This is a genomic window from Pseudomonas sp. E1BtOHC1 (assembly GCF_058744285.1).
On the sequence record NZ_CP196023.1, the window covers coordinates 3,408,090 to 3,425,564 of the forward strand.

The window sequence follows — 17,475 nt, forward strand, 5'->3', positions numbered from 1 at the left end:
CGCAATGGATGGCAACGCCTGGCTCAAGGCCTTGAACAAACTGCTGACGATGGTGCAGCGCGTGGTGTTGCTCAGTGGCTGGTTTCTCGCCGCTCTGGTGCTGGGGCTCACCATCAAGTCCGGGTTGCAGCCCTTTCTGGCCATGTTCCTGGCCTCGTTGCTGGTGATCATCAGCGTGCTGGTGCATGAAAGCGGGCATTACCTGGGCGCCCGCTGGTGTGGGATGCCGGTGTTGCAGGTACGGATTGCTGCCGTGGAGCTGCAGGTGCTGCGCCGCGGCTGGCGCCTGCGGTGGTCGCCGCAGCTCAAGCGCAATCGCCTGGGGGGCTACGTGATGGCCGCAAGCAATCCGCAACGGCCGTTGCGTGGTCAGTGGATGGTGGTGGCGCTGAGCGGGCCGCTGCTGAACCTGTTGGTGGGCGGTGCGGCCCTGGGGCTGGGGTTGCACTGGCAAGGGGTGCCCGGCGCCATTGCCCTGGCCTTTGCCGTCATCAATCTGGTGATGGGGGTGGGCAACCTGCTGCCGGCCTGGCGGGTATCACCCAGCGACGGCATGCTCTTGCTGAGTTGGTATGTGCATCGCGACGATCAACGTCCGGAACTGGCCCAGGCGCGCCTGCTGGCCTTGACCGTGTCTGGTGTCCCCAGCGCGCAGCTGCCGGCCCAGGACCTTGAACGTCTGGCCCGGGGCGCCATGCCAGAACCCCTGGTCGCTTTCGGCTACCGGCTCAACGCAAGGCAGGACCAGGGCGACTGGCCCGGGGTGCTGCAAATGGAGCAGGAGCTGGATGAGCTGCTTGAAGCCCGGGCCGGGGAGCTCACGGGGATGAGCGTTGTGATCGAGTTGTTGCGCGGCGAACTGGTCTTCAGCCGTGCCTATCTGCAGCGCGACGCCAGCGTCCTGAAGAACGCACCGATGGGAGCCGATGTCGACTGGTATGCGCCTTGGCTGCGGCCGCGCTGCCTGGCTTTGCAGGCGATCCTTGAGGGTGATCGACAACAGGGCGAGGCGTATATGCAGCAAGCACTGCAGGCGGCGCAGAACTGCGTGGTGCTCTCTCAAGGCCAGAGCGAAGCCCTGCTGGCCGAGCACCTGCGGGCCCTGCCGAAGCTATAGCCCGGCCGTTGCGCCGGCTGTTCGTGAGAGTCAGGGGAGCCCCGGGCTTGCCAGCGAAGGCGTCCCTGAGGAGGGCGCCGGGCTGACCGGCCTCTTCGCCGGCGGGCCGGTTTCTGCCGGGGTGATGCAGTGGGCGAAAGTGATCGGTATGCGCGCGCAAAACTCTTATACTCCGGCGCTTTATTTTCCCTACCCAGCAAGAGGAACACCCCGTGGCCAACGAACCGGATCAGGATTTCTTCAACCGCGCCGACGCCATCATCGAGTTGACCAACTCTCACATTGCCGACAGCAGCCGGGGCAAGGCCAGCGCTTCGCTGATGTACGCCAACGCGCGTTTCAGCGCCTGGGTCAGCGCCTGCGGTTGCCGCAATGCCGAGGAACTGGCGGCGTCCAAGCAGCAGGCGGTGGACTATTTCCTTGAGGAGTTCCGCCTGATGCTGGAGGAGAACCTCACCGATTACGTTGAGAACTACTCGCGCTACATGAACGCCAATCCGGATTGAAAACAGTCGCCGCGGTCTTGCCCAGGCCGCTTTCGTGAGTCGGTCGGGCAGTCGCTTGCTGCCCCGTTGCAACCCGGGCACTTATCGCCTCGGGTTGTCTGCCGCGCACCTTGCATAGCCCTTTGATCTGAGCGTTCCAGGACCGTGGCAACCGTTGGTCCTGTTGTCTTGCGGCCATCCCGAGCGCCGCCAGGGGCTCAACTACACTGCGCCTGCGGCAAGCCTTGCCGGTCGTCATACCTCCTTCTCAGGGAGGCCGACGGCCCGGTGGTTTCAGGCCCCGCGACCCACAGGAACACACCTAATCAGCAAGGAGTGCCAACCATGATCGTCATTCCACAACGTGTCATTGAAAACGGTAGTGTCATCTCGCTGCGCGGCGACTCGGGCAACTATATGTCGCGGATGGGCGCGACCGGGCTTGAGCTTTCCAAGGGCTCCATCGACCAATACTGCAAGTTCCGGGTGGTGCTGGTGCAAATCGGCACCGACAAGAAACTCGCGCTGCAGGGCGACACAGGCAAGTTCATGTCGCGCATGGGGGCGACGGGGCTGGAGTTGTCCAAGGACAGCATCGATCAGTATTGCCAATTCGCCTATGCCATCGATACCGCCAGCGGGCAGATTTCCCTGCGCGGCGACAACGGCAAGTGGATGTCGCGGATGGGCGAGACAGGGCTCGAGTTGTCCAAGGACGGGATCGACCGGTTCAGCCAGTTCATGCTGGTCCTGGAAGGTTGATGCCCGGGTGATCGAGTAGCTCCCAGGCGCCGGCCGGGGCAAGACGGTGACGGTCTTTCGCAGGTGCGAGCATTCGTCCACCGATTGAACCCGTGGTGCAGGGCCGGACACGCTCTGTCGAGCGCCAGTGCTGTCATCAGCGCCGTTGTCGAGCCGGTCGCGGGTATTCACACACACACACACACACATACTGGTCACAGAAAACGTGACCGGCGTCACTCTTTTCTCAAGTGATCCATGACCCTGGTCGATAAGCTCTGAATGCCTATTGATATGGAGTTCGTCATGGCCTTGCTACCGGTTCGTCTGTCTCATCGTTTGACCCTCGGCAGTGTGCTGCTGTTGCTGTTCACGGCGTTGGCGGTATTTGCCGTGATGACCCTGCGGGGGCAGCCCAGAGTGGTGGAGGCGAGCTCGGCGTTGATCGAACAGACCGGCAGTGCCATCGTCCGGCAACTGGCCTTGCAGTTGGCCGGGATCGAAGGGGTGACCGCCAGCATGGCTCATCTGGTGGAGGGGCTGCCCAAGGAGCAGGCGCTGGTCATGGCCACCTTGCCCAAGGTGATCGACCACGAAGGCGACAAGGCGATTGCCGGTGGCGGTATCTGGCCGCAACCCAATGCCTTCGAGGCGGGCGTCGAGCGCCGCAGTTTCTTCTGGGCCCGCAGCGATGCCGGGCCCCTGGCGTTTTCCGATGACTACAACGCTGCCGGCAGCGCCGGCTATCACCACGAAGCCTGGTACACCGGCGCGCGCAACAGTGCGCCGGGGCGTTGCCTGTGGTCCGAGGCCTATCAGGACCCGGTGACCCAGGTGCCGATGACCACGTGCAGCGTGCCCTATCGTCAGGACGGCAGCTTCGCCGGGGTCGCCACCATCGACCTGCGCCTGGATGACCTGGCGCGCTTCCTCAAGGAGCAGGGCTCGGTCACCGGTGGCTATGCCTTTGCCCTGGATCAGGCCGGCAATGTCCTGTATTTCCCCGATGCCCAGGCCAGCGCTGGCGGGCAGATGCTCAGCTTCGAGGCCTTGAGCAAACAGCAACCCTGGCTGGGTCCGGTGGCTGAGGCCTTGAGCAAGACGGCGGGCAGTCCCGGTCAGGTGCGCAGCCTGGATCTGGCGGAAGATGGCCGGCTGCAGGAAGCGGCGCGGGTCAGCCTGTTCAGCATGCCCGGCAGTGGCTGGACCATTGGCCTGGTGACCCCGGAGCAGAAGGTCACCGGCCTGGCCCGGGCCATGACCACCGAGATCCTGGTGTTTCTCTTGCCGTTGCTGGCCCTGCTGCTGTTCTTCGCCTGGCTGGGCGGGCACAAGCTGATTGCCCAGTTGGAAGAAACCACCCAGCAGATCGACGCCCTGGGGCGTGGCCAGGCCACTGACAACGCCGAGCTGCACGTGGCCCGGGCCGATGAGATCGGTGCCTTGCGCGGCGCGGTCAACCGCTACGCCGGGCAGTTGCGGCAGATGCTGCAGAAGATCGCCAGCGAAGCCCGACAGTTGCAGAACGAGGCCGGGCGTCTGGGCGAGTTGAGCGGCACCCTGGCCCAGCGGGCCGAGCAGCAACGCCAGGAAAACACCCAGTTGGCCACGGCCATTACCGAGATGTCCTCCAGCGCCCTGGAAGTGGCGCAGAACACCAACAACTGCGCCGACACCGCCCGCCAGTCCCTGGTGGTGGTACAGGACGGCCAGCAGCGAGTAGCGGCCAACAGTCAGTCGATCCAGCAACTGTCCACGGAAATGGCCGAGGCCACTGCGGTGATCCAGCGCCTGGAACAGGACAGCCAACAGGTCGGCGCGGTGCTGGATGTGATCAAGGCCATCTCCGAGCAGACCAACCTGCTGGCGCTCAATGCCGCCATCGAGGCCGCTCGGGCCGGCGAGCAAGGCCGCGGCTTTGCCGTGGTGGCGGATGAGGTGCGGACCCTGGCCGGCCGGACCCAGACCTCGGCCAACGAGATCAGCGGCATGATCAGCGATCTGCAGCTGGCGTCACGTCAGGCGGTGCAGGCCATCCAGGCCGGCGAAGCACGTACCCGTGAAGCCGTGGGCGAGGCCTCCGGCGCGTCGCAGGCACTGTCGAGCACTGTCACCAGCTTCGACGATATTTCCCAGCGCGCGCAGCAGATTGCTGTGGCGGCGCAGCAGCAGAGCCATGTGACCCAGGAGATCAACGAACTGGCGGTGCGTATCCACGGCATTAGCGAGGACAACGCCCGGGACGCCCAGGCCCTGGATAAGGTCAGCGAGGCGATGCAGGCCCTGTCCGGGCGCTTGTCGAACCTCAGCCAGGGCCACAGCTGAGGCATTGCCTGCCCGGGCCGCCAGTGCTCCGGGCGGGTTGCAGTCCCCCCCCCGGGCCGCAGTCGCCGGCCCGTTTCAGATCTGGCTGAACATCATCAGCTTGAAGTTCAGCAACAGCCCCAACGACACCCAACCGATCCCCAGCAGGCCATGGATCAGCGGCTTGCCGGGCGCCACGCGCGTGGCCAGGAAACGGGCGATGGCGGCGCCGATCAGCGCGCCGGGAAAGTCGAACAGGTAGAACAGCCAGCCCATGGCGTCCTCCGGGGAACTGATCCACAGGCTGAACAGCTGCAGGTGCGCGGCCAGGGCCAGGGCCACCCCGGTGAACAGCGCCGGCGTGGGCCGGGTGCACAGCAGCAGGCCGAGGATCAGCCCCTGGGGCAGCCAGTAGGCGGCGAAGTTTTCCCAGAAATAATCCAGCGGTTGCCAGGCCCGGACGACTGCCAGGGACAGCCCCCAGAGGAGCGCGACGAGGGCGGGCAGGTACTTGAGGGGGGCAACGGGTACAGCGAGTGAGGGTGAGGGCATTGCAGAGTCTCGACGATCAAGGGGCATCAGCGGTGGTGGCCGCCGGGTAGGGTAGCGGTGGTATCGCTGCAGAGTTCGTGGACGCATTGGCGCAACCAGCGATGGGCCGGATCGGCCTCCATGCGCGGGTGCCAGAGCAGGGAAATGGTCATCTCCGGCAGCCGCACCGGCAGGCTGAAACTGTGCAGGCCTTCACGCAGGTTGCTGGTATGGCGTTCGGGCACCATGGCGATCAGGTCCGATCCCCGGGCCAGGGCCAGGGCCGCGGAAAAACCGCTGACCAGGGTGACGATCTGCCGCTGCCGGCCCAGGGCCTGCAGAGCATCGTCCATACGGCCGTGGTCGTGCCCCTGGTGGGACATCAGGATGTGCTGGCCGGCCAGGTAGTGGTCGAGGCTCACCGGGCCGCGGCTCAAGGGATGGCCGCTGCGCACCACGCCGATGAAGCGATCGCGAAACAGCGCCCGGGTACGCAATTCGGGACTGGTGTCGGCATCGATCACTGCAGTTTCCAGGTCGACGCTGGCCTCGCGCAGGGGCTTGCTGTCGCGGTCCAGCTTGGGCACGAAATGCACCCGTACCCCGGGCGCTTCGGCCCGCAGGCGGTTGACCAGTGCCGGGCCGAAGTTCTCGACGAAACCGTCGCGGCTGCGCAGGGTGAAGGTGCGTACCAGTTGCCTGAGGTCGATCTGCTCGGCCGGGCGCAGGGCGGCCTGAGCTTGCTCCACCAGCGGCCCGACCAGCTGGCGCAGCTCCAGCGCCCGGGGTGTGGGCACCAGGCCGCGTCCGGCACGGACCAGCAAGGGGTCACCAGTGGCCTGGCGCAGGCGGGACAGGGCCCGACTCATGGCCGACGGGCTCAGGTTCAGGCGCAGGGCGGCCCGGGCCACACTGCCTTCGCTCAGCAGTACGTCCAGGGTCAGTAGCAGATTCAGATCGGGAGTCGACATGGGCGGAATCTAGCACGCCTAAAGCTGACATGGCGTTGCGTGCATCAATTAACTGCAAAGCTTGCGTCTTCCGCCGGGTCTGGTGCGGACATAGGCTTGCGGGCAATGCCTTGATGGAGTCTGCGCAATGCCCACCCTTGAGTCGAACCGTCCCGCGCTTCAACCCCGGGCGCGCTGGGCCCTGGCCAGCCTGTCGCTGGCGATGCTGATGCCGTCTCTGGACACCAGCATCGCCAACGCTGCGCTGCCGAGCCTGGCCAGGAGCCTGGAGGCATCCTTCCAGCAGGTGCAGTGGATTGTCCTGGCCTACCTGCTGGTGATCACCACCTTGATTGCCAGCGCCGGGCGCCTGGGAGACCTGCTGGGTCGGCGCCGGGTGCTGCTGGGCGGGATCGCCCTGTTCACCCTGGCTTCGCTGCTCTGTGGCCTGGCCCCCAGCCTCGGCTGGCTGCTGGCGGCCCGGGCCCTGCAAGGCCTGGGGGCGGCACTGATGCTGGCCCTGAGCATGGCCCTGGTGGGCGATGCGCTACCCAAGGCCCACACGGGAACGGCCATGGGCGTGCTGGGCAGCATGTCGGCCCTGGGCACCACCCTGGGTCCGTCCCTGGGCAGCCTGTTGCTGGCCGGTGTTGGCTGGCGCTGGATTTTCCTGGTCAATGTGCCGTTGGGACTACTCGCTTGGCTGCTGGCCTGGCGTTGCTTGCCCGAGGACCCCAAGGCCACCTCAGCCAGCGCTTTCGATCTTCCCGGGACTGTGCTCCTGGCCCTGAGCCTGGGTGCCTATGCCCTGGCCCTGACCCTGGGGGACAACCCGCTGGCCCTGTTGAACCTGGGGCTGTTGTCGGCAGCGGTGGCAGCGGGCGTGCTGTTGGCGTGGGTAGAGCGACGGGCCGCCGCGCCGCTGTTTCAGCCTGCCTTGCTGCGCCGGCCGCAACTGCGCCGCAGCCTGCTACTGAGCCTGCTGGTGTCCACGGTGATCATGACCACTCTGGTGATCGGGCCTTTCTATCTGTCCCAGGGGCTGGGGCTGGCGACCGTCTGGGTGGGCCTGTGCCTGTCCCTGGGCCCGCTGGTGGCGACCCTGAGCGGGGTGCCCGCCGGGCGCCTGGTGGATAGGCTCGGCGCCCGGCTCTTGTGCCGGCTCGGGCTGCTGGGCATGTTCATCGGTCTGTGCCTGCTGGCACTGTTGCCCGCGAGCCTGGGGCTGGCGGGGTACTTGTTGCCCATTGCCCTGGTGACCGCCAGCTATGCGGTGTTCCAGGCCGCCAACAACAGCCTGGTGATGCTCGACGTGACAGCGCAGCAACGGGGGCTGACGGCGGGCCTGTTGAGCCTGTCACGCAACCTTGGTCTGATCAGCGGCGCCGCCGCCATGGGGGCGTTGTTTGCCGGGATGTCGCAGACGGGCGAGGGCGGTCCTGCCGATGTCGCGGCGGTGGCCCGCGGCATGCACTGGACCTTTGCGGTCGCCGCCGTCTTGATGCTGCTGGCGCTGATTGTCGCCCGTTGCGACCGGTTGTCCGAGGCGCCTGATCGGGCTTGTCGGTTGCCGCGCCCGAACTAAGCTTGGCCTGCACACCCCACCAAGGAGCAGGTCACCGTGAGCACACTTCGCACTCCTTCTTTAGGCCCGATTGTCGGGCACACCACCGATACGTCCTGCCGTTTATGGATCGCCGCTTCCGATGCCCTGGACGAGAAGGGCGTGGCGGAGGATATCCGCACCATCGGCGTGATTGGCGTGGTGGGCAGCAACGGCCGGGTCGCGGCGGACAACATCTTCTACTTTCGCCTGCGACGCGAGTATCACCGTACCGGCACTTTCAATCTCGGGGTGGACACCAGCCTGTGGGGCAGCCAGGCCGCGCGCAAGCAGCTCAAGCCCTTTTTGCTGACGCCTGACACCCGGTATCGGGTGCGCATGGCGTCGCTCAACGTCGATGACTCGGGCAACAACGATGATGATGTTTCCAGCGAGTCGGTGGTGCAGCGCCTGCCCGAGCCTGGAGCCTGGGCCAATGACCTGAACCGCACCGGGGTCGACAAGATGTACGTCGAGGCCGAGTTCACCACCCACGCCAGCGCCGCCGCCAAACCGGCGCCCCTGAGCTTTTTGCTGGGGTCCTGCCGCTACCCGGGGCTGCTGTGGAAACGCAAGCATTCCGACACCATCTTCGGGCCGATGCTGGCGGACCATGGGGATGCGCAACTGGTGCTGATGGTGGGTGACCAGATCTATGCCGACCTGTTCAACCGCCTGGTGCCGGTGGGCCTGGCGGATACTTTCGAGGAATTCGAGGAGCGCTACCACAGCGCCTTCGGCTCGCCGAACATCCGCCAATTGCTGGCCCACCTGCCCACCTACATGATCCTTGACGACCACGAGATCGAGGACAACTGGACCCAGGACCGGATTCGCAAGGACCGTGAAAAGCGCCTGCTGTTCAACTTCGCCATGGGGGCTTACATGAGCTACCAGTGGAGCCATGGACCGCGCTTTGCCGACAGCTATGTCCATGGCCGGGCCATGACCGGTGACGACAAGTACCTGCAGCAGTTGCAGACCAACCAGCTGTTCTATGACTTCTCTTGTGGCAACTACCCGTTCTTCGTGCTCGACACCCGTACCCAGCGCTTCCTCGACGATGTGCCGGACGCCCTGGAGGACAACCATCTGCTGGGCCGTCCTTCATTGCATCCCAGCGAACCGGGTCAGCTCGACCGGCTGTGTGCCTGGTTGCGGCACATGCAAGAGGATCGGGGCAACATCCCCAAGTTCGTGGTCACTTCCAGCGTCTTTGTGCCCAACGGTGTGGATACCGTGGGCACAGACTCTGATGCCGTGCGCCACAAGAACGACAGCGACTCCTGGTCGGCTTTCCCCGCCACGCGGCGCGCGGTGCTGGAAACCATGATCGAGCACCAGGTGCAGAACGTGGTGTTCCTGTCCGGAGACATTCACTGCTCGAACATTTCCCGGTTGGCGTTCAGTGCCGCGGGTCAGGCCCTGAAGTCCTACGCCGTCACCTCGTCGGCCTTCTACTGGCCCTTTCCCTTTGCCGACGGTGACCCGGCCGGTTACGTGCACGACTCAACGGCGCCGCAGACGCCGGACAGCTTTGCGCTCCTCGACGGTACCCACACCATGGATTACCACACCTGGGCCTTTACCCAGGCTGATAACTTCGCCCGTCTCGACTTGCATCCCGACAGCGCCGAGTTGGTGGTGCAGTTCTACGGCGCCGACGGTGAGCCGCTGGTGACCCGCAAGCAGGACGATGGGGTCAACAACCAGCCGGAACGGCTGCGGCTGGAGCCCTGGTAACGGCGCCTTACAGCCCCAGTTCCAGCGCCAGCAGGTCGGCCAGTGGCTGGCGCCGGCGGATCAGCTGTGGCTGGCCGTTGGCGAACAGCACTTCCGGCAGCAGCGGCCGGCTGTTGTAGTTGGAGGACATGCTGGCGCCATAGGCGCCGGTGTCGTGCAGCACCAGCAGGTCGCCGACCTGGGCCTGGGGCAGCAGGCGCGGGGTCAGGCATTCGTCGTCCTGAGTGAAGATGTCGCCGGACTCGCACAGCGGGCCGCCGACCACGGTCAGCTGTTGCGGGCGCTGCACCGGCTGGCCGGCGGCGTCCAGCAGGCTCATGCCGTGGTAAGCGCCGTACATGGCCGGGCGCATCAGGTCGTTGAAGCCGGTGTCCACCAGCACGAAGTGATGCTGGCCGGCGGTCTTCACCACCCGCACTTCGCTGACCAGGCAACCGGCCTCGGCCACCAGGAAACGCCCCGGTTCGATTTCCATGCGCACGCCGTGGCCCAGGTAGGCCTCGATCTCCCGGCGCGCAACGCTCCAGGCATTGGCGTAGCGCTGCACATCCACCGCAGTGTCGCCGTCGCGGTAAGGGGTGGACAGGCCACCGCCGATGGAGAACGCCTCGATGTCGTGGTCCAGGGATTTCACCGCCGCCACCATGGCCGCGCCCACTTGCTCCAGGTGGTCGTAGTCGACCCCGGAACCGATGTGCATGTGCAGGCCCACCAGGTGCAGGCCGTGCTGGCGGATCACCGCCAGGGCTTCGTCGACCTGATCGTGCCAGATGCCGTGCTTGCTGTTCTCGCCGCCGGTGTTGGTCTTGCGGCTGTGACCGTGGCCGAAGCCCGGGTTGATCCGCAGCCAGACCCGATGCCCCGGGGACTGTTCCCCGAGTTGACGGAGCATGTCGATGGAGCCGGCGTTGACTTCCACTTGCAGCTCCACCACACGCTTGAGGGTGGCTTCGTCGAACAGGTCGCAGGTGAAGACGATACCGGCATCGACCGGGCTGAAGCCGGCCAGCAGGGCCCGCTCGATTTCCCCCAGGGATACGGCGTCGACCCGCACCCCGGCTTCGCGGATCAGGCGCAGCAGGTGCAGGTTGGACGAGGCTTTCTGCGCGTAGCGCACCACGTCGAAGGCCTGTAACTGGGCAATGCGCGCCTGGATGGTGGCGGCGTCATAGCACCACAGCGGGGTGCCATATTGGCGGGCAGCGGCGACGAGTTGAGCGGGAGAGAAGGGAATGGCCATGGCGATTGCGGTCTGTGGTCAGTGAGAGTGGCTGCAGCATGCCGATTTCTGGCTATTCAATAAAATATCTATTCTTTGTTACATGATTCAGATTTGATATGGGTCGAGCGATCAAGCGAGCCTTTGTTCATGGACATCTCCCTGCGGCATATCGAAGTATTCCGCGCCATCATGCAGGCCGGTAGCGTCACTGGCGCCGCGCGCCTGCTGTTCACCTCGCAGCCCACGGTGAGCCGGGAACTGGCGCGGCTGGAAGCGCTTTCCGGTCTGCGCCTGTTCGACCGTGAAGGCGGGCGCCTGCTGCCCACGGCCCAGGCCATGCTGCTGCTCGAGGAAGTGGAACGGGCCTATGTGGGGCTGGAGCGGATCAACAGCGTGGCTCAGTCGATCCGTCGTTTCGAGCATGGCCAATTGAGCCTGAGCTGCCTGCCGCTGTTCTCCCAGACCCTGCTGCCGAGGGTGTGCAAGCACTTCCAGGAGCGGCACCCGGGGATCGGCCTGAGCATCACCGCCCAGGAATCGCCGCTGCTGGAAGAATCCCTCAGTGCCCAGCGCCATGACCTGGGCCTCACCGAAAGCGAGCACCTGCCACGAGGCACCCAGGGGGAACTGCTGTTTTGCGCCGACATGGTCTGCATCCTCCCGGACGACCATCCGCTGCTGGTCAAGTCGCGGCTGGCCTCTGAAGATTTTCGTGGGCAGAACTTCATCAACCTCTCGGGCCTGGATATCTACCGGCAGACCCTGGACGAGCACTTTCGCCAGGCCGGGGTCGACCGCCGGGTGGTGGTGGAAACCACCAACGCCGCCTCGGTGTGCGCCATGGTGCGACAGAAACTGGGGGTGGCGATCATCAATCCCTTGAGCGCCATGGAAGAGGTGGGGCGTGGCTTGGCGATCCGTCCGTTGCAGTTGTCGGTGCCGTATCGAGTGATGCTGATCCGCCCTGACTACCGGCCTTCATCGAGTTTTGTCGAGGGCTTCTGCGAGTCGTTGCGGGGTGAGGCGGGGCGTCTGGATGAGCAGTTGAGCAGGCTAGTGCAGGCGCTGTAACTGCAACAGCGCCTCTAGTGTGGCGAGGAAACCCTAGCGCTCGATGGCCAATGCCACGCCCTGACCGCCGCCGATGCACAGGGTCGCCAGACCTTTCTTGGCATCGCGCTTGAGCATTTCATGCAGCAGGGTCACCAGCACCCGGCAGCCCGACGCGCCGATCGGGTGCCCGATGGCAATGGCGCCACCGTTGACGTTGACCTTGCTCGCGTCCCATTCCAGCTCCTTGGCCACGGACAGGGATTGTGCGGCGAAGGCTTCATTGGCTTCGATCAGGTCCAGTTGGTCCAGGGTCCAGCCGGCCTTGTCCAGGCAGCGACGGGTGGCGGAGACCGGGCCGATGCCCATGATCGCCGGGTCAACCCCGGCGTTGGCGTAGGCGGCGATTCTGGCCAGGACCGGCAGGCCCAGGGCCCGGGCCTTGCTGGCGCTCATCAGCATCACCGCGGCAGCGCCGTCGTTCAGCGCCGAGGCGTTGCCGGCGGTGACGCTGCCGTCTTTCTTGAACGCGGGCTTGAGCTTGGCCAGGGCTTCGGCGGTGGTGCCGGGGCGTGGCTGCTCGTCGGTGGCGAAGGTCAGCGGCTCGCCCTTGCGCTGGGGAATCTGGATCGGGGTGATCTCGTCGACAAAGCGCCCGGCCTCGATGGCCGCTGCGGCCTTCTGTTGGGAAGCGGCGGCGAAGGCGTCCTGGGCTTCACGGCTGATGCCGTACTTGTCCACCAGGTTCTCGGCGGTGATGCCCATGTGGTAGTCGTTGAAAGCGTCCCACAGGCCGTCGCTGATCATGGTGTCGACCAGTTGGCTGTGGCCCATGCGCAGGCCGGTGCGGGCGCCGGGCAGTACGTAGTTGGACAGGCTCATGTTTTCCTGGCCACCGGCGATGATCACTTCGGCATCGCCGCAGCGAATGGCCTGGGCGCCCAGGTGCAGGGCCTTGAGGCCCGAGCCGCAGACCTTGTTCAGGGTCATGGCGGGCACGGCGTGGGGCAGACCGGCCTTGATCGCGGCCTGGCGGGCGGGGTTCTGCCCGGCGCCGGCGGTGAGCACCTGGCCCATGATCACTTCGTCGACCTGGGCCGGGTCGATGCCGGTCTGGGCCAGCAGTTGGCGGATCACGGCGGCGCCCAGGTCAACGGCGGGAATGCCCGCCAGGGAGCCCTGGAAACTGCCTACGGCGGTACGAGTGGCGGCAACGATGACGACGTCTTGCATGATGGGGCTCCTCAGGCGAACTGCATTTCAGGCACGTGGTCCGGCACGATCAGCTTGCCGGCGGTCTTGCTGACGATTTCCTCGACGCTGACCCCGGGGGCGCGCTCCTTGAGGATGAAGGCGCCGTTCTCGATCTCCAGGTAGGCCAGATCGGTGAGCACGCGCTTGATGCACTGGGCGCCGGTCAGCGGCAGGCTGCAGCGGCTGAGCAGTTTGGATTCGCCGTCTTTGGAGGCGTGGGTCATGGTGACGATGATGTTCTCGGCACCGGCCACCAGGTCCATGGCGCCGCCCATGCCCTTGACCAGCTTGCCGGGGATCATCCAGGAGGCGATGTTGCCTTGCACGTCCACTTCGAAGGCGCCCAGCACGGTGAGGTCGATATGGCCGCCGCGGATCATCGCGAAGGATTCGGCGGAAGAGAAGATCGAAGCGCCGATGCGTGCGGTCACCGTCTGTTTGCCGGCGTTGATCATGTCGGCGTCGACTTCGTCTTCGGTGGGGAAGGCGCCCATGCCCAGCAGGCCGTTTTCCGATTGCAGCATGACTTCCATGCCGTCGGGGATGTAGTTGGCCACCAGGGTCGGGATGCCGATGCCGAGGTTGACGTAAAAGCCGTCCTGCAGTTCGCGGGCGACGCGCTGAGCCATTTGTTCGCGGGTAAGAGCCATGTTTGTTGTCCTTTTAGTCGGGCTGGGGAAGGGCGATCACTTGCGCACGGTGCGCTGTTCGATGCGCTTCTCGAAGGTGCCGCAGATGACCCGGTCGACGTAGATGCCGGGGGTGTGGATCTGCGTCGGGTCCAGCTCGCCCGGCTCGACGATTTCTTCCACTTCGACCACGGTGATCTTGCCGGCGGTAGCCGCCAGGGGGTTGAAGTTCTGCGCGGTGTGGCGATAGACCACGTTGCCGAAATGGTCGGCCTTCCAGCCCTTGACGATGGCGAAGTCACCGGTGATGGACTCTTCCATCAGGTAGGTGCGGCCCTTGAATTCGCGGGTTTCCTTGCCGTCGGCCACTGGGGTGCCGACGCCGGTGGCGGTGAAGAAGGCCGGGATACCGGCGCCGCCGGCGCGCATTTTTTCCGCCAGGGTGCCTTGGGGGGTCAGTACCACTTCGATTTCGCCGCTGAGCAGCTGTTTCTCGAACAGGGCGTTTTCACCGACGTAGGAGGCGATCACCTTGCTGATCTGGCGGTCTTCCAGGAGCACGCCCAGGCCGAAACCGTCGACCCCGCAGTTGTTCGACACCACGGTCAGGTCGCGGGTACCGCGACGCTTGATCTCGGCGATCAGGTTCTCGGGGATACCGCACAGACCGAAGCCGCCGGCGATCACGGTCATGCCGTCTTGCAGACCTTCCAGGGCTTCCTCGTAGGACGCCACGCGCTTATCGAAACCTGCCATTTGCACCATCCTCTTTCTTGTTCGTTGGCGGCTGGCCAGCCGTTTGCGGATCAGTGTTGCGCTGCGGGATTGATTTGTTAAGTTGATTTTTAAGGTTGATTGATTTGAAAAACAGCATAATCAGCTCCAAGCTCCAAGCTCCAAGCTCCAAGCTCCAAGCTCCAAGCTCCAAGCTTGCGGCTTGAAGCTTATAGCTTGCCGCTGCTCTCCTGAGGATGACAGATGACGGTTAAACAGATACGGGCCTTTCTGGCGGTGGCCCACAGTTTGAGCTTTGCCCTGGCCTGCGAACGCCTGCACCTGTCGCAGTCGGCCCTGAGCCTGACCATCAAGGCCCTGGAAGAAGGCCTGGGCGGGCGCCTGTTTACCCGCAACACGCGCAACGTCGCCCTGACCCCGGAAGGCGAGGCCCTGCTGCCTCTGGCGCGACGGCTGATCGCCGACTGGGACAACGCCGAGGACGAACTGCGCCAGCGTTTCACCCTGCAACGCGGGCGGGTGACCGTGGCGGCCATGCCGTCCTTTGCCGGCAACCTGCTGCCGCCGATCCTCAAGCACTTTCGCGCCCGTTACCCCCAGGTCAACGTCACGGTCAACGACGTGGTCAACGAGCAGGTCCTGGAAATGGTCCGCGACCGCGAGGTGGAACTGGGGGTGGCCTTCGAACCTCAGGACAGCTCTTCCCTGCAGTTCACCCCGCTGTACGTCGACCGTTTCGTGGCGGTGGTGGCCAAGGATTCGCCCCTGGCGCAGCGCAGCCGCATCGATTGGCAGACGCTGTTGCAGGAGCCCTTTATCACCCTGCAGCGGCCGTCCATGGTGCGGGTGATGCTGGAGGATCACCTGCGGGCCCGGGGCGTGCAGTTGCCGGTGGAATTTGAAAGCCATCAGTTGGCGACCGTGGGACGCATGGTCGCCAGCGGCCTGGGCGTCAGTGCCGTGCCGGCGCTGTGTGCCCAGCATATGCGCGAGCTGGGCGGGCATTGCCTGACTCTGGACGAGCCGGTGGTGGAGCGGGCCATCGGCGTACTGACCAAGCCGGGGGACGAACTGTCCACCGCGGCCCAGGCGCTGTTCGACATCCTGCGCGAGGAAAACCTCGGCCTGCGCGTGGCAATGCTTTGAGGCTTAGCGCAGCAGGCGCTCGGCCAGCAGCGGCAGCAGTCGGTCGCAGGGCTCGCCGAGCTTGAGGTCCAGCAACTCGTCGGCGCGGGTCTTGCCGAAGTTGATGGCCAGTAGCGGCTTGCCCTGGTCAGCCACCGCTCGGCACAAACGAAACGCCGAATACGCCATCAGCGATGAACCCACCACCAGCAGGCCGGCGGCCTCGTGCACCGCCCCCAAGGCCCGGGCGGCGGTGGTCTGGGCGACGTTTTCGCCGAAGAACACCACGTCGGGCTTCAAGCGGTCGCCGTCGCAGTAGGGGCAACGGGGCACCTGGAAGCGTTCCTCGAACGCCGGGTCCAGCAGGGTGTCGCCATCCGGCGCCTGCACCGCGTCGACGCCGGCCAGGTAGGGATTGTGCGCCTCCAACTGCAGCTGGATGGCATCACGCTGGCTGCGTTGGCCGCAGTCCAGGCACAGCACCCGATGCAGGCTGCCGTGCAATTCGATGACTTCCAGGCTGCCGGCCTGATCGTGCAGGGTGTCGACATTCTGGGTGATCACTCCGGCAATCCGGCCGGCTGCCTGCAATTGCGCCAACGCCTGGTGCGCGGCATTGGGCCGGGCCTGGCGAATGCGCGGCCAGCCGAGCATGGCCCGGGCCCAGTAGCGACGACGGGCGTTGGCCTGGCTGACGAACTCCTGGTACATCATCGGCTGCTTGCCACGGCGCACGCCTTCGCTGTCGCGGTAGTCGGGGATGCCCGACGGGGTGCTGATGCCGGCCCCGGTCAGGACCATGAAAGGCTTGCCGTGCATGGCGGCGGCGAGTTGCTCGAACGGTGGGGCAGTAGGGTGGTCGATCATGGGCTGCACTCGTTTCCAGTGGCCAGGGACGCCTACCAGAAATAGACGCAAAGCCTTCGCGGCGCCAGTGTTTTACCCAAGGTTCAGCGCCGGGGGCCGAACACCGACTTGGGCGATTTGCCATAGAACCGGGTAAAGGCCGCGCTGAAGTTGCCGGGAAAGCGGTAGCCCACTTGATAGGCCGCCTGGGCCACTTGGCAGCCGCCTTCCAGCAGGCGATGGGCATGGCCCATGCGGATTTCCAGGAGCATGCGTTGCGGCGTGGTGTTGTAGTGCTCGCGCAGGCCCTGCTTGAGCTTGAACTCGTTGAGACCCACAGCGGCGCACAGATAAGCCACGCTCAAGGGCTGGTGCATCTGCTCGAACATCAGGTCGCGCACCTGCTGCAGCCGTTCAAGATCGGCGGCCTTCAGGCGTCTGCCCGGGGCGACAGGGGCGGGGGCCAGGGCCTGCAATTGCAAGGACAGCAGGCTCAGGGCGTGGATGTGCAGCTCCAGCGTCGGTGGCGGCTGCCGGCCCAAGGGTTGGGCCAGGGCACTGAGATGGCCGGCACTGGCCCGGGAAGTGGGCCCGCAGGCCAACAGCTGCAAGGCGTCCTGGCCCAGCAACTGGCGAGCCCGGGCGGGGCCCAGGTACTGCTGGAGCAGGGCTTCGCCCACCAGCAGGCGCAGTTGCTCCACCGTTTCATTGGCGCCATAACGGCGTTCGCCCCGGCTGGCCTGGAAGGCGGTGACGGTGGTGTGTCCGGCGCGAAACGCCAGGCTCGAACCCTTGGCGTCCAGGTAGCCCGAGGTGCCTTGCAGGGCACAGGTGATCACCAGTAGACGGCCGGCGTGGCAACTGCTGGCCTCTTCGATCAAGGGGCGATTGGGGTGATAGCGCGAGCGCACCAGGGTCAGGTCCGGGGCCAGGGGCAGGCTCTCGAAATGGCAATCGCCCAGGGCCTGGGGCAACTGCTGGCGTGACCCGCCGCCCGGGGCCTGGCTGTGCTCGCGTGGTGCGTGGCACGGCAAGCGATAGGACTGGGAAGAACCGGGTGCAACGGCCATGTTCGCGCTCCTGCAATGGATGTTCTGCGTTTGCCATGGGAATGGATCCGTTTCCCATATGAACACGCAT

The 17,475-nt window shown here is 65.4% G+C and carries 16 protein-coding genes and 1 pseudogene; 9 read left to right on the forward strand and 8 right to left on the reverse strand.

Going from position 1 to position 17,475, the window contains the following annotated elements:
* Positions 1-4 precede the first annotated feature (4 nt).
* From ACSSVC_RS15675 to ACSSVC_RS15695, 5 genes and pseudogenes are all read left to right on the forward strand, one after another.
* On the forward strand, positions 5-1,117 hold the full coding sequence (locus ACSSVC_RS15675; RefSeq protein WP_492612506.1) for a site-2 protease family protein: 1,113 nt from the start codon (positions 5-7) through the stop codon (positions 1,115-1,117).
* Between the two features lie 212 nt (positions 1,118-1,329).
* Entirely contained in the window at positions 1,330-1,623 is a 294-nt protein-coding gene (locus tag ACSSVC_RS15680) for a DUF3144 domain-containing protein (protein ID WP_047285710.1), read from the forward strand.
* A gap of 324 nt (positions 1,624-1,947) precedes the next feature.
* Positions 1,948-2,364, forward strand: a complete 417-nt coding sequence (locus ACSSVC_RS15685; RefSeq protein ID WP_346636367.1) for a fascin domain-containing protein — start codon at positions 1,948-1,950, stop codon at positions 2,362-2,364.
* Positions 2,365-2,907: 543 nt separating this feature from the next.
* Positions 2,908-3,255, forward strand: a pseudogene (locus ACSSVC_RS15690) (cache domain-containing protein); the annotation flags it as partial.
* A gap of 120 nt (positions 3,256-3,375) precedes the next feature.
* Positions 3,376-4,668: a methyl-accepting chemotaxis protein gene (locus tag ACSSVC_RS15695; protein WP_492612569.1), complete on the forward strand. Its 1,293-nt coding sequence runs from the start codon at positions 3,376-3,378 to the stop codon at positions 4,666-4,668.
* Between the two features lie 75 nt (positions 4,669-4,743).
* Here the strand turns inward: ACSSVC_RS15695 and ACSSVC_RS15700 are convergent, their stop codons facing one another.
* Both ACSSVC_RS15700 and ACSSVC_RS15705 read right to left on the reverse strand, forming a co-directional pair.
* Positions 4,744-5,199, reverse strand: a complete 456-nt coding sequence (locus tag ACSSVC_RS15700; RefSeq protein WP_346636369.1) for a hypothetical protein — start codon at positions 5,197-5,199, stop codon at positions 4,744-4,746.
* 26 nt (positions 5,200-5,225) lie between these two features.
* Positions 5,226-6,149 carry a LysR family transcriptional regulator gene (locus ACSSVC_RS15705; RefSeq protein WP_492612507.1) on the reverse strand — a complete coding sequence of 308 codons (924 nt, stop codon included), beginning with the start codon at positions 6,147-6,149 and terminating at the stop codon, positions 5,226-5,228.
* Between the two features lie 127 nt (positions 6,150-6,276).
* On the opposite strand from ACSSVC_RS15705, the gene ACSSVC_RS15710 reads away from it, so the two are divergent.
* Together ACSSVC_RS15710 and ACSSVC_RS15715 are read left to right on the forward strand one after the other, a co-directional pair.
* Positions 6,277-7,713 (forward strand): MFS transporter, encoded by a 1,437-nt coding sequence (locus ACSSVC_RS15710; protein WP_492612508.1) that lies wholly within the window; start codon positions 6,277-6,279, stop codon positions 7,711-7,713.
* Between the two features lie 36 nt (positions 7,714-7,749).
* Positions 7,750-9,474 carry an alkaline phosphatase D family protein gene (locus tag ACSSVC_RS15715; RefSeq protein WP_346636372.1) on the forward strand — a complete coding sequence of 575 codons (1,725 nt, stop codon included), beginning with the start codon at positions 7,750-7,752 and terminating at the stop codon, positions 9,472-9,474.
* A 7-nt stretch (positions 9,475-9,481) separates the two neighbouring features.
* Here the strand turns inward: ACSSVC_RS15715 and lysA are convergent, their stop codons facing one another.
* Positions 9,482-10,714: a diaminopimelate decarboxylase gene (gene lysA / locus ACSSVC_RS15720; RefSeq protein WP_446440589.1), complete on the reverse strand. Its 1,233-nt coding sequence runs from the start codon at positions 10,712-10,714 to the stop codon at positions 9,482-9,484.
* A 129-nt stretch (positions 10,715-10,843) separates the two neighbouring features.
* Between lysA and ACSSVC_RS15725 the strand changes: the two genes are divergently transcribed.
* Positions 10,844-11,767, forward strand: a complete 924-nt coding sequence (locus tag ACSSVC_RS15725) for a LysR family transcriptional regulator (protein WP_446440588.1) — start codon at positions 10,844-10,846, stop codon at positions 11,765-11,767.
* A gap of 33 nt (positions 11,768-11,800) precedes the next feature.
* On the opposite strand, the gene ACSSVC_RS15730 is transcribed toward ACSSVC_RS15725, so the two are convergent.
* Genes ACSSVC_RS15730 through ACSSVC_RS15740 form a run of 3 tightly spaced genes read right to left on the reverse strand, consistent with a single transcriptional unit; the run spans position 11,801 to position 14,385 of the window.
* Positions 11,801-12,979: an acetyl-CoA C-acetyltransferase gene (locus ACSSVC_RS15730; protein ID WP_492612509.1), complete on the reverse strand. Its 1,179-nt coding sequence runs from the start codon at positions 12,977-12,979 to the stop codon at positions 11,801-11,803.
* A gap of 11 nt (positions 12,980-12,990) precedes the next feature.
* The gene (locus ACSSVC_RS15735) at positions 12,991-13,650 is read right to left on the reverse strand and encodes a CoA transferase subunit B (protein WP_011060620.1); all 660 of its coding nucleotides are present in this window, start codon (positions 13,648-13,650) and stop codon (positions 12,991-12,993) included.
* Positions 13,651-13,686: 36 nt separating this feature from the next.
* Positions 13,687-14,385, reverse strand: coding sequence for a CoA transferase subunit A (locus tag ACSSVC_RS15740; protein ID WP_011060621.1), 699 nt, complete (start codon positions 14,383-14,385; stop codon positions 13,687-13,689).
* Between the two features lie 222 nt (positions 14,386-14,607).
* Between ACSSVC_RS15740 and ACSSVC_RS15745 the strand changes: the two genes are divergently transcribed.
* Positions 14,608-15,510, forward strand: a complete 903-nt coding sequence (locus ACSSVC_RS15745) for a LysR family transcriptional regulator (RefSeq protein WP_346636020.1) — start codon at positions 14,608-14,610, stop codon at positions 15,508-15,510.
* Between the two features lie 3 nt (positions 15,511-15,513).
* Here the strand turns inward: ACSSVC_RS15745 and ACSSVC_RS15750 are convergent, their stop codons facing one another.
* Together ACSSVC_RS15750 and ACSSVC_RS15755 are read right to left on the reverse strand one after the other, a co-directional pair.
* Positions 15,514-16,356, reverse strand: coding sequence for an NAD-dependent protein deacetylase (locus tag ACSSVC_RS15750; RefSeq protein ID WP_446439977.1), 843 nt, complete (start codon positions 16,354-16,356; stop codon positions 15,514-15,516).
* 83 nt (positions 16,357-16,439) lie between these two features.
* Positions 16,440-17,405: a helix-turn-helix transcriptional regulator gene (locus tag ACSSVC_RS15755; protein ID WP_346636022.1), complete on the reverse strand. Its 966-nt coding sequence runs from the start codon at positions 17,403-17,405 to the stop codon at positions 16,440-16,442.
* Between the last annotated feature and the right edge of the window lie 70 nt (positions 17,406-17,475).

Excerpts from the sequence above, each read along its gene's own strand:
- ACSSVC_RS15730 (WP_492612509.1), bottom strand. The coding sequence starts at position 12,979 with ATGCAAGACGTCGTCATCGTTGCCGCCACTCGTACCGCCGTAGGCAGT.
- lysA (WP_446440589.1), bottom strand. The coding sequence starts at position 10,714 with ATGGCCATTCCCTTCTCTCCCGCTCAACTCGTCGCCGCTGCCCGCCAA.
- ACSSVC_RS15695 (WP_492612569.1), top strand. The coding sequence starts at position 3,376 with ATGCTCAGCTTCGAGGCCTTGAGCAAACAGCAACCCTGGCTGGGTCCG.
- ACSSVC_RS15685 (WP_346636367.1), top strand. The coding sequence starts at position 1,948 with ATGATCGTCATTCCACAACGTGTCATTGAAAACGGTAGTGTCATCTCG.
- ACSSVC_RS15740 (WP_011060621.1), bottom strand. The coding sequence starts at position 14,385 with ATGGCAGGTTTCGATAAGCGCGTGGCGTCCTACGAGGAAGCCCTGGAA.
- ACSSVC_RS15700 (WP_346636369.1), bottom strand. The coding sequence starts at position 5,199 with ATGCCCTCACCCTCACTCGCTGTACCCGTTGCCCCCCTCAAGTACCTG.
- ACSSVC_RS15755 (WP_346636022.1), bottom strand. The coding sequence starts at position 17,405 with ATGGCCGTTGCACCCGGTTCTTCCCAGTCCTATCGCTTGCCGTGCCAC.
- ACSSVC_RS15705 (WP_492612507.1), bottom strand. The coding sequence starts at position 6,149 with ATGTCGACTCCCGATCTGAATCTGCTACTGACCCTGGACGTACTGCTG.
- ACSSVC_RS15750 (WP_446439977.1), bottom strand. The coding sequence starts at position 16,356 with ATGATCGACCACCCTACTGCCCCACCGTTCGAGCAACTCGCCGCCGCC.
- ACSSVC_RS15725 (WP_446440588.1), top strand. The coding sequence starts at position 10,844 with ATGGACATCTCCCTGCGGCATATCGAAGTATTCCGCGCCATCATGCAG.
- ACSSVC_RS15710 (WP_492612508.1), top strand. The coding sequence starts at position 6,277 with ATGCCCACCCTTGAGTCGAACCGTCCCGCGCTTCAACCCCGGGCGCGC.
- ACSSVC_RS15745 (WP_346636020.1), top strand. The coding sequence starts at position 14,608 with ATGACGGTTAAACAGATACGGGCCTTTCTGGCGGTGGCCCACAGTTTG.
- ACSSVC_RS15675 (WP_492612506.1), top strand. The coding sequence starts at position 5 with ATGGATGGCAACGCCTGGCTCAAGGCCTTGAACAAACTGCTGACGATG.
- ACSSVC_RS15735 (WP_011060620.1), bottom strand. The coding sequence starts at position 13,650 with ATGGCTCTTACCCGCGAACAAATGGCTCAGCGCGTCGCCCGCGAACTG.